The organism is Plectonema cf. radiosum LEGE 06105 (assembly GCF_015207665.1).
GTDB classification, from domain to species: domain Bacteria; phylum Cyanobacteriota; class Cyanobacteriia; order Cyanobacteriales; family Nostocaceae; genus Rivularia; species Rivularia radiosa_A.
This window is the reverse complement of the sequence record NZ_JADEWL010000198.1, coordinates 1-9798: the sequence shown is the minus strand read 5'-3', so window position 1 is coordinate 9798 and position 9798 is coordinate 1. Positions and strand designations below refer to the sequence as shown.

The following is a 9798-nucleotide window of genomic DNA, read 5'->3' as shown; positions in this document are numbered from 1 at the left end:
ATCCCCCCATCCCCTTGTCACCTCTTGAACCTCATCTATCATATGATGTCAATTTTCCTTTCTTTCTACGCTTTCATCGCCATCGGTATTGCTGAAGGTGGTTTGGGTGTTCTGATTCCCTCAATCGGTAAAACTTATAATCTAACTTCTGCAAATATTACTTTACTTTTTCTCAGTCAAGTTACGGGTTACATTTTTGCAGCTTTAGCTAGCAGTATTTTGAGTAGTCGTATTGGACTCGCGAGGATGTTATTACTAGCATCCATAAGCCTGACATTTGCTTTATTAATTTACGCTTTTAGCCCTTATTGGTGGCTGATGGTTGCTGCTGGCTCCTTACTGGGTTTGGGAATTGGTTTAATTGATGCGGGTATTAACAGCTACATTGCCAATCAACAAAGTCAAGCCGATTTGATGGGTTTGCTGCACGGTTTTTATGGAATCGGGGCATTATTAGGACCGGCGATCGCCACTACGTTATTAGCAGTAAAATTACCTTGGCGAAGTGTTTATCTAGTTTTCGCTGCGGTTGTGGGATTAATGGTAGTTGGGATGCTATGGGCTGTGATATCCGATTTCAAACCTTTAACTAAGAGAATTAAAAAGTCGGATAAAACTGCTTCAGCAAATTTGGGTGAAGCTTTAAAAACTCCCACAGTTTTGCTAGCTGGTTTATTGTTATTAGTTTACGTAGGAACAGAAGCATCAGTAGGTAACTGGGCTTACAGCGTCCAAAATATTAGTAGAGGTACCCCCACCTTAATCGCTGGTTATAGCGTCAGTGCTTACTGGTTGGGATTAACTTTAGGACGTTTTATCAGCGGACGTTTTGTTAAATTGTGGGGTGCAAATCGCACTTTGAATTACAGCTTAATATTGTTAGTTTTGAGTTTAATAGCTTGGTGGTTATTACCAAATCAATTAATCAGTTTACCTTTAATTGGTATTGCCTTAGCTCCGATATTTCCGCTGACAATCTGGTTAACACCGCAAAGAATACCGACTGCGATCGTCCCTGCTGCGATTGGTTTTATTACAAGTTCGGCAAGTGTAGGTGCGGCTGCAATTCCTTCTTTCGCGGGCTATTTTGCATCTCGGTTTGGATTGGAGATTATTCCAGTTTTGATGATTCCTTTAGCTGGAGTGATGGTGGTATTGCATCGGGGGATGGAGAGGAATTGTTGATAAATAGCTCTGCATGAATGGCGAATGCGATCGCGTTTGTAAGTAAAATTTGTGTCGTGTCGGATGGGATGTTTTTATCAGAAAATTTGGGCGATTTTCCTATGGAGACGCTTAGTGATTGCACGTAGTTTTTATAGGTAAAAACTAAGATAAGCGGCGGTAGACAACCTTTGCAACTCCATAAGCGTGTTTCAACCGTCCTCTCTCTGCCGTGAAGTGTTAGCCGACCCACGCCAATGAGAAACTTTAGTGTGGACTTAACCGATCAATTATTTGATTACCAGAATCTAGTGCCGTCTGAATTGTCTTCTTCAAATTCTTTAATTTCATAGCATTTAGTTTTTTGCTATTAAGGAGTGCTATTACATCTTGCTCTGTAACGTATTTTTCAGCCCAAGCTGGTGGATGCATAGTTCCAAAGATGAGAATTCCACTTTCATATTTCGGTTTTTCTTCAAGGGGTTGAACTTTTAATTTCAATGTAAGAAAATCTCTGCATTTCTCCTCGATACTATCTAAATTTTTATAAAAGCCCTGAATGTACTGAATTAGTTCGCCATTTATGCTCTGAGTTAGAAGTGTTCGAGATGGTATATTTTGCCATATACCGCGATTCTCTCTAAAGCATGATTGCCACTTCTGAGCCAAGTAACTTTGCTCATTATGATCAAGAAGTTCCTGAAGCCATTTGCAGTCTTGCTGGATATCTAAGCTGAGAAGATATCGAGTTGATGTAGCTTTCTGTTCCTCTATTCCTTGATGATTTGCAAAAATTTGTTCCCATTCTGAATAATACTTTTTGAGCAAATCATAATTATCTGGATGCGCTAAATAGCTACAAAGATCCTCCCAAAAAACTATATGAACTCTGAATTTATTCTCTAATTTACGTTCGTCGTTTAAAATCCGAATAATATCTTGAATTTTTGTATCTCTTGATTCTGTAGTTACAATTAAGTATTCACTAATCAAAGATGAGAAAGAATCTGCTTTTGTAACCTCTGTTGCAATCTTTTGTAGGTTTAGCTTTTTTTCTGCATAACATTTACATTGAATAGCAATGTAATTACTAGAGCTATTTTGTTGACCGTATATGTCGATACCATTCTGGGCTTGTCCACTTCTGCCATATCTCTGAGCATGGGGATCTTGCCATTGTCGCGTGTAAAGTTCCCACACAATATCCTCAAACTCATGCCAAGATTTAGGCTTAGGCAGGTCACTCGTTGATGGTATAGGCATAGCTATATATGAGTATTTTATTTAAGTATATCGTCGGGATAATACGAGTGAACTAAAAGCAGTTCGATCTACAAGAATTCAAAAAAAGGTCAGTTGCGATACATTTCGCTACAGTTTTGCCACCCACTTATTACAAAACGGTTATCACATCCGCACCGTTCAGAAATTACTCGCACACAAAAATATAAAAACCACCATAATTTATACCTACATTCTCAACTGTGATATTAAAACTGTCCGCAGTCCTTCTTGAAAATCCCCTTCCCCAAAATCGTTTAAACTCAAAGTGTCCGCTAACTCCCTACACCCCATGTCTCGCTGGTTTAATATTGCTGGTCCGTGTCAAAAAGATATCCACTATATGCTCTCTCCAACAATACGATTGCCCGATTTGGAGGAGTTAATCCAACAGCGCAGTTATTTTGTCGTTCACGCACCTCGTCAAACTGGTAAAACCACGGCAATGCTAGCACTAGCCCAACAACTTACTGCAACTGGACGTTATGCAGCAGTCATGGTATCGGCGGAAGTGGAAAGTGCTTTTAATCATGACCCTAGCGCCGCAGAATTGGCAATTTTGGGGGCTTGGCGTGGTGCGATAGCGAAGCGAGAAAGGCAAGCAGATCGGTTCTAACTGATATTCTTTACTTCATCTTTTTGGGGCAGACTTCAAATTCAGAACGCGCACGAAAGAAACAGACATCAAACTCAAAGAAGAAATTGGCTTGCCCCAGAATCAAAGGCACATCGGTTGCTTGTGTCCAGGCAAAAGCGAGATTAACCGTTGGAAATGAACTAACTTGAGCATCAATAATGACTGCGCGAGCTTCAAATCGAGCCAAGTTTCCTGACAACAGAATTGAGAGCGTCTCATCCTCCCAAATTAAGCCCAGTTGTAACCCCAACTCGTAGGGCAAAACATTAACGCTTGCGCCTGTATCTAATAAGCCTTCGGCGTTCAGGGATTGACCATTAAGACTGAGCGTCAAAGGCAGATACGGCATTCGATCAACTATACCGAGACTGCTATCAATAATCTTGTAGGGAAATTTTTGAGCGTCAACCATTCTGTTCTTGTTGTTTTGTTGCCAGAAGATTCATTAAAACATTGGCAGCCTCAGAACAATTGTAGGGCGACCAAACAGGATATTCTTGGTTCGCAACAAAAAACTTTGCATCTTCTTCTTTGACAAGTTCTGTTGCAAGAAACTGCATTAGCCGAAGCTTGTCAATTTTTGAAAGCTCTTGGACTTGTGACATGAGTTCAGCCAATGGCATTTGAGAATCTCCTTGCAATACGTTTCGTTGAAAAGTTTAACGAGATGCCATGCTTTTTCTCATTAGATATCGCCTTGCGCTCATCCCATTCAAATCTCAACTCGCCTACACCTACAATGTATATCATAATCAAGTTGGATACCTTGGAAAGGGAAATTTTTCAGTAACATCTTGATTAACGTGAGTTCGATGTTCATTCCTTCGATTCGGCGATTATGACAAGGAAACTGTAAAACCTCGATTATTCGTGGGGTTAGAAGTCAAGTTTTTATGCTGATTGTCTGTTATAACCCAGATTTATCTTAAAAACCCGACTTATGAAGCTATTCGTCGAATTCATGTTTGATTAAGAGCGATTTATACTCACGTTCTCAACCGTAGTGTTAAGGCTGTTCGTAGTTCTTAGATTAAATAACCCTTCCCCAAAATCGTCTAAACTCAAAGTGTCCGCTAACTCTCTACACCCCATGTCTCGCTGGTTTAATATTGCTGGTCCGTGTCAAAAAGATATCCACTATATGCTCTCTCCAACAATACGATTGCCCGATTTGGAGGAGTTAATCCAACAGCGCAGTTATTTTGTTGTTCACGCACCTCGTCAAACTGGTAAAACCACGGCAATGCTAGCACTAGCCCAACAACTTACTGCAACTGGACGTTATGCAGCAGTCATGGTATCGGCGGAAGTAGGAAGTGCCTTTAACAATGATGTGAATGCGGCAGAATTGGCAATTCTGGGAACTTGGTACGATACAATTTCGATCCGATTGCCTGATGAACTACAGCCACCCGTTCTAAATCAATGGCAAAAAGAAGAACCAGGACGCAGAATTCGAGCTTTTTGTCAAGCTTGGGCGCAGGTTTCTCCTCGACCTTTGGTAATATTTATTGACGAAATTGATTCCTTGCAAGACGATACGTTGATTTCGGTATTGCGGCAATTACGAGACGGTTATCCCAATCGTCCAGAAAATTTTCCTTCATCTGTGGGATTAATTGGTTTACGAGATGTGCGAGACTACAAAGTTGCATCAGGTGGGAGTGACAGATTAAACACGGCAAGCCCTTTTAATATCAAAGTTAGTTCGATTACTCTAAGAAATTTTAACGCCTCAGAAGTAGCAGAGTTATACCAACAACATACTGAATATACCGGACAAATTTTTACGCCAGAAGCAAGCGCAACTGCCTTTGATTTAACTCAGGGACAACCTTGGTTAGTTAATGCTTTAGCTAAAGAAGTTGTGGAAAAAATGGTCAAAGATAGAAATATTGCTATTACTAAAGAGCATATTTTAGAAGCCAAGGAAATATTAATTGCTCGTCGAGATACCCATCTTGATAGTTTAGCCGAACGCTTGCGGGAACCAAGAATAAAAGCGATTATCCAACCAATGTTAGCTGGTTTGGAATTAGGAGATATCCCCAATGATGATATTCAATTTGTAATTGATTTGGGTTTGTGTATCATGCATCCCCAAGGTGGATTAGCAATTGCCAACCCAATTTATCGCGAGGTTTTACCCAGAGTATTAACGGTGACACCAATGGCTTCTCTACCAATGATTGCACCGACTTGGTTAACCCCAGAAGGGGAATTAAATAAAGATGCTTTATTAGAAGCTTTTATTAAATTTTGGCGACAGCATGGAGAACCTTTATTAGGTAGTACTGGCTATCATGAAATCGCACCACACTTAGTGTTAATGGCTTTCTTGCATCGCGTGGTTAATGGTGGTGGAACCTTAGAGCGGGAATATGCAATTGGTAGTGACAGGATGGATTTGTGTTTGAGATATGGTTCTACTACTCTTGGAATTGAATTAAAAGTATGGCGAGAAAAGAAGCGCGATCCTCAAGCTGAAGGAATCGAACAATTAGAATCATATTTAGCAGGTTTGGGATTAAATGAAGGTTGGTTACTTGTGTTCGATCGGCGTAAAAATGCATTACCAATGGAAGAACGTTTGTCAACCCAGGTTGTGATTACAGAAAATCAACGCGCTATTACTGTGATTCGGGCTTGAGTTAGTGGTCAAAAAGTTGATAAATCGCTGTTTTGATTTGATTTGAATAGTTAGTGCGATCGCTACCTACAAGAATCAGAATTTTATTGCCAGTTTCCTCCACTGCCATCGCTACAAAATTCTCCGCGCTTTTCCATTTCCTTGATGATGGCAACTGCATTGGCAACACCGTCTTCGGCTTGAATTTTCGCTCCTAAATCGGCTGCACGCTGACGCATCGAACTATCTGTCATCGCCGTGTGAATCGATAAAGCAAGTTTTTGGGTAGTGAGTTGTTTACGAGGAATAGGTTTTAGTCCAACCCCTAATTCTGCTACGCGCTGCCCCCAAAAGGGCTGATCGCCAAAGAAGGAAATTAAAATCAACTTCAGTCGAAAAATCTAGATTTAACTGTTTTCATTGTTGGACGTACAATCAAAGCACTGCTTTATGGAGCGACAATTGACCGACCAGAACTACTCAACAATGGAGAACTTGAACAAGAAATTATGACCATGTTGTCAGCTTATTTAGTGAAAAAATGACCGAAAGATATTAAATATTTGCCCAAAAAGACGGCTTTCATTGACAATTATTTACCTTTGTTTATAATTCATGACTAGTATTAACAATAACTGTAATTTAGTTTTTCTAATTTAATTTAATTTAATTTATTTTATTTTATTTTATTTGTAATTTTTTGTAACAAATCAAACTTGTTATTTAACTTGACCTCTGCAATAAATCAATTATTGATTTGAAATAATACCCTGACACCAGGATATTTAAATGAAATATTTCTAGTGAGAGGAATTTAAACTGGAAAAATTCCCGTAATTCATAGTGGATTAACTGTATAAAATATAAACTCTAAAATTTTATGGATTCAGACCTACCTTTAGATTTAAACATAGAAAACTTACCTCACCACGTAGCCGTAATTATGGATGGTAACGGTAGATGGGCTACCAAACAAAAGTTACCACGTATTGCCGGACATCGACAAGGTGCGAAGACACTAAAAGAACTATTGCGATGTAGTAAGAATTGGGGAATTAAGATATTAACAGCTTACGCTTTTTCTACAGAGAATTGGCGACGACCAAATGAAGAAGTTGATTTTCTGATGATTTTGTTTGAAAAAATGTTGCGTCATGAATTAGAAGAAATGCATCGGCAAGGAGTCAAAATTAATTTTGTTGGTGATTTATCCGCATTACCAAAATCATTGCAAAATGAAATACACCGTTCAATGTTAGAAACATCTAATAATCAAGATATTCAGTTTAATGTCGCAGTAAATTACGGTAGTCGGAAAGAAATTGTTAATGCTTGCCGTCAAATAGCAGAACTAGTTCAAAAAGGAGAAATTAACCTAGAAGATATCAATGAAAATTTAATAGAACAAAATTTATATACAGCAGATATTCCTGCACCAGATTTACTCATTCGTACTAGTGGAGAGAAGCGATTGAGTAACTTTCTTTTATGGCAAATGGCTTATACAGAAATGTACTTTACCGATATTTTATGGCCAGATTTTGACCGAGCAGCTTTTCACAATGCATTATTAAGTTATCAAAATAGAGAACGACGTTTTGGAAAAGTAAAAGCCGTATTATCAGCTTAAAATTATATATTAAAGAAGTTTGTTTCGGGAGAGAAGTCGGGTTTCGTGAAAGTTACCCGACTTCTGAAGTTTATCTATTCCTTATTCCCTTACTTACTATTTAAAAATCAAATTTAACCTCTGCTGAGATTCCTTCAAAGCGTCTTTCGGACTACTTTTACCCAACAAAACTGCTTCCATAGCTCTACCAATATTTTCCGAAACTCGATTATAACCTGTAAAAACCGGACGACTACGCCCGTATTGCGCTTGTTCTAAAAATACTTTTGCTGTTTTTTGTTTTTCAATATAAGCTTGATATTTTTCACTTTGACGCGACTTCAAATTTGTTGGTAAATACCCAGTACCCAATGACCATTCTGTTTGAAATTCTTGACTTAATACATATTCCAGAAATTCAAAAGCGGCTTTTTCTCGTTCGGGTGTAGTTTTAAATAAAAACAGATTTTCGCCCCCAATACTAGTAGCTTGACGTTGATTTTTAGGAATCGGAAATACGCCAAAGTCACCATTTTTTATATCATTATTAATATAAGTCAAAGTCCAAGGTCCAGTGACCTGCATTGCGACTTTACCAGCGACGAAAGCATCAGTTTCAAATCCTCTTTCCGGTGCAGATAATATTGCAGAACCATCTTTAACTAAATCTTGCCATAATTGCAAAGCGGATATTGCTCCTTGATTATTTACTAAATCCACCTTTGCGGCTTCCATCGCTAATTCACCACCACCACTCCACATAAACGGTAGCCATATAAATACGCTAAATTCTCCTTTTCCTAAAGGTAGAAAGATACCGTGCTGGTCAATTTTCTTATCTCCATTGGTATCACGAGTTAACTTTTTGGCTGCTTGACGAAACTCTTCCCAAGTGCTGGGTAATTCCTTAATTCCCGCAGCTTTAAACAAACTCGGGCGATAAAAAATTCCCACATTATTAGTTGCAAAAGGTACCGACCAAATCTGATTTTGATACTTCATCGACTCAAATAAAACGGGGTCAATTTGCTGTTTAACAGGGGATTGTTCGAGCATTTCATCCAATGGAACTAAAGCATCTAATTCTATTAATTGTCCCGCAATTGTCGGATTAAACCATAATAAATCTGGTGGTGCATTTCCCACTACAGCCGCCAAAATCTTCGGCATTTGCTGATCTGGTTGTCCTACATACAGTGACTCTACCTGAATATTGGGATGGTTTTGATTAAATTTATCTACTAACTTTTGCAATACATCTCGATTCGATGGTGGATTTACTCCTTGCCATAAAGTAAGATGGGTTACATTATTTTGTCCGGAAGTAGAAGAACTTTGGCATCCAGTGGTGAATAATATACAAACTATTAGTAGAATGAATAATTTTTTATAAGACATATTTTTACGGTACACAGGAAAAGATATTCCGTTATTTTAAGGACTAAAGTCCCGACTACCAACAAAAAAAATGATAATTTTGAATTTTGTGTTTGTACAAAGCTCCATGCAAAATGCTTTGCTAAAGTAAATTTTAGAGAAAAATAAATATATTCTAGTTATTTAATCGATTTTATCGGTATTTATTATGGCAGGACACAGTAAATGGGCAAATATTAAGCGTCAGAAAGCTCGTGTAGACGCAAAGAGAGGTAAAACTTTTACTCAGCTATCTCGTGCAATTATTGTCGCAGCTAGAAATGGTGTACCAGATCCCAATGGTAACTTCCAACTCCGCACCGCAATTGAAAAAGCCAAAGCCGCAGGTATTCCGTCGGATAATATCGAACGGGCGATCGCCAAGGGTGCGGGTACGTTTACAGATGATGAAGCAGCATTTGAGGAGATACGCTACGAAGGTTACGGACCAGGTGGTGTAGCAATTTTGATTGAAGCATTGACGGACAATCGCAATCGTACAGCAGCCGATTTACGAGCGGCTTTTAGCAAAAATGGCGGTAATTTGGGAGAAACTGGTTGCGTTAGCTGGATGTTCGATCAAAAAGGTGTTTGTATTATTCAAAATGTCACCAGCGAAGAAAAACTTCTCGAAGCTTCCTTAGAAGGTGGTGCAGAATTTTACGAAATGACTGACGATGATATGGCTGAAGTTTTAGCAGAAGTCGCAGATTTAGAAAAACTTAATCAAACACTCAAAGAAAAAGACTTTGATGTTACAGATGTAGAATTACGCTGGATTCCCAGCAATAACATAGATGTCACCGACTCCGAACAAGCACGGATGCTTATCAAGCTAATTGATACTCTAGAATCTTTAGATGATGTGCAAAATGTTACAGCTAACTTTGATATGGCTGAGGATTTAATGGCTGCAAGTTTTCATTAAAGGTTAAAGGTTAGGAGTTAGGGATTTTTTTCGGATATTTGATCAAAATTCTAATACGTAGTGCGAGCTAGAAGCTCGCTTTTGTTCTCAAGCGAGCTTCTAGCTCGCACTACAGAGATTATTCACCCCATCTC

10 protein-coding genes and 1 pseudogene are annotated in these 9798 nt (G+C 38.7%); 6 read left to right on the top strand and 5 right to left on the bottom strand.

Annotated elements, in window-relative coordinates; all coding sequences use genetic code 11:
- Positions 1 to 1185: MFS transporter (locus tag IQ247_RS29650; RefSeq protein WP_322745604.1), on the top strand; the 1185-nt coding region annotated here is incomplete at its 5' end.
- A gap of 246 nt (positions 1186 to 1431) precedes the next feature.
- Here the strand turns inward: IQ247_RS29650 and IQ247_RS29645 are convergent.
- Positions 1432 to 2427, bottom strand: coding sequence for a restriction endonuclease (locus IQ247_RS29645; protein ID WP_193925478.1), 996 nt, complete (start codon positions 2425 to 2427; stop codon positions 1432 to 1434).
- A gap of 67 nt (positions 2428 to 2494) precedes the next feature.
- Between IQ247_RS29645 and IQ247_RS29640 the strand changes: the two are divergent.
- Both IQ247_RS29640 and IQ247_RS29635 read left to right on the top strand, forming a co-directional pair.
- A pseudogene (locus IQ247_RS29640) lies at positions 2495 to 2680 on the top strand (tyrosine-type recombinase/integrase); the annotation flags it as partial.
- 57 nt (positions 2681 to 2737) lie between these two features.
- Positions 2738 to 3061 carry a hypothetical protein gene (locus tag IQ247_RS29635; protein ID WP_228060167.1) on the top strand — a complete coding sequence of 108 codons (324 nt, stop codon included), beginning with the start codon at positions 2738 to 2740 and terminating at the stop codon, positions 3059 to 3061.
- Positions 3062 to 3071: 10 nt separating this feature from the next.
- Here the strand turns inward: IQ247_RS29635 and IQ247_RS29630 are convergent, their stop codons facing one another.
- Both IQ247_RS29630 and IQ247_RS29625 read right to left on the bottom strand, forming a co-directional pair.
- The gene (locus IQ247_RS29630; RefSeq protein WP_193925476.1) at positions 3072 to 3494 is read right to left on the bottom strand and encodes a pepsin/retropepsin-like aspartic protease family protein; all 423 of its coding nucleotides are present in this window, start codon (positions 3492 to 3494) and stop codon (positions 3072 to 3074) included.
- Entirely contained in the window at positions 3487 to 3687 is a 201-nt protein-coding gene (locus tag IQ247_RS29625; protein WP_228060166.1) for a hypothetical protein, read from the bottom strand. The genes IQ247_RS29630 and IQ247_RS29625 overlap by 8 nt, the downstream gene beginning before the upstream one ends.
- Before the next feature lie 485 nt (positions 3688 to 4172).
- Here IQ247_RS29625 and IQ247_RS29620 point away from each other — a divergent pair, with 485 nt between their 5' ends.
- Entirely contained in the window at positions 4173 to 5732 is a 1560-nt protein-coding gene (locus IQ247_RS29620) for an ATP-binding protein (RefSeq protein WP_193925480.1), read from the top strand.
- An 83-nt stretch (positions 5733 to 5815) separates the two neighbouring features.
- On the opposite strand, the gene IQ247_RS29615 is transcribed toward IQ247_RS29620, so the two are convergent.
- A complete protein-coding gene (locus IQ247_RS29615) occupies positions 5816 to 6097 on the bottom strand; it encodes a glycosyltransferase (protein ID WP_193925473.1) in 282 nt (93 codons plus the stop codon).
- Positions 6098 to 6591: 494 nt separating this feature from the next.
- Between IQ247_RS29615 and uppS the strand changes: the two genes are divergently transcribed.
- On the top strand, positions 6592 to 7341 hold the full coding sequence (gene uppS / locus IQ247_RS29610) for an undecaprenyl pyrophosphate synthase (protein WP_193925471.1): 750 nt from the start codon (positions 6592 to 6594) through the stop codon (positions 7339 to 7341).
- 96 nt (positions 7342 to 7437) lie between these two features.
- Here uppS and IQ247_RS29605 read toward each other — a convergent pair whose 3' ends face one another.
- Positions 7438 to 8718 carry an ABC transporter substrate-binding protein gene (locus IQ247_RS29605; protein WP_193925469.1) on the bottom strand — a complete coding sequence of 427 codons (1281 nt, stop codon included), beginning with the start codon at positions 8716 to 8718 and terminating at the stop codon, positions 7438 to 7440.
- 187 nt (positions 8719 to 8905) lie between these two features.
- On the opposite strand from IQ247_RS29605, the gene IQ247_RS29600 reads away from it, so the two are divergent.
- Positions 8906 to 9664 (top strand): YebC/PmpR family DNA-binding transcriptional regulator, encoded by a 759-nt coding sequence (locus IQ247_RS29600; RefSeq protein WP_193925467.1) that lies wholly within the window; start codon positions 8906 to 8908, stop codon positions 9662 to 9664.
- Positions 9665 to 9798 lie beyond the last annotated feature (134 nt).

Excerpts from the sequence above, each read along its gene's own strand:
- IQ247_RS29645 (WP_193925478.1), bottom strand. The coding sequence starts at position 2,427 with ATGCCTATACCATCAACGAGTGACCTGCCTAAGCCTAAATCTTGGCAT.
- IQ247_RS29635 (WP_228060167.1), top strand. The coding sequence starts at position 2,738 with ATGTCTCGCTGGTTTAATATTGCTGGTCCGTGTCAAAAAGATATCCAC.
- IQ247_RS29630 (WP_193925476.1), bottom strand. The coding sequence starts at position 3,494 with ATGGTTGACGCTCAAAAATTTCCCTACAAGATTATTGATAGCAGTCTC.
- IQ247_RS29625 (WP_228060166.1), bottom strand. The coding sequence starts at position 3,687 with ATGTCACAAGTCCAAGAGCTTTCAAAAATTGACAAGCTTCGGCTAATG.
- IQ247_RS29620 (WP_193925480.1), top strand. The coding sequence starts at position 4,173 with ATGTCTCGCTGGTTTAATATTGCTGGTCCGTGTCAAAAAGATATCCAC.
- uppS (WP_193925471.1), top strand. The coding sequence starts at position 6,592 with ATGGATTCAGACCTACCTTTAGATTTAAACATAGAAAACTTACCTCAC.
- IQ247_RS29605 (WP_193925469.1), bottom strand. The coding sequence starts at position 8,718 with ATGTCTTATAAAAAATTATTCATTCTACTAATAGTTTGTATATTATTC.
- IQ247_RS29600 (WP_193925467.1), top strand. The coding sequence starts at position 8,906 with ATGGCAGGACACAGTAAATGGGCAAATATTAAGCGTCAGAAAGCTCGT.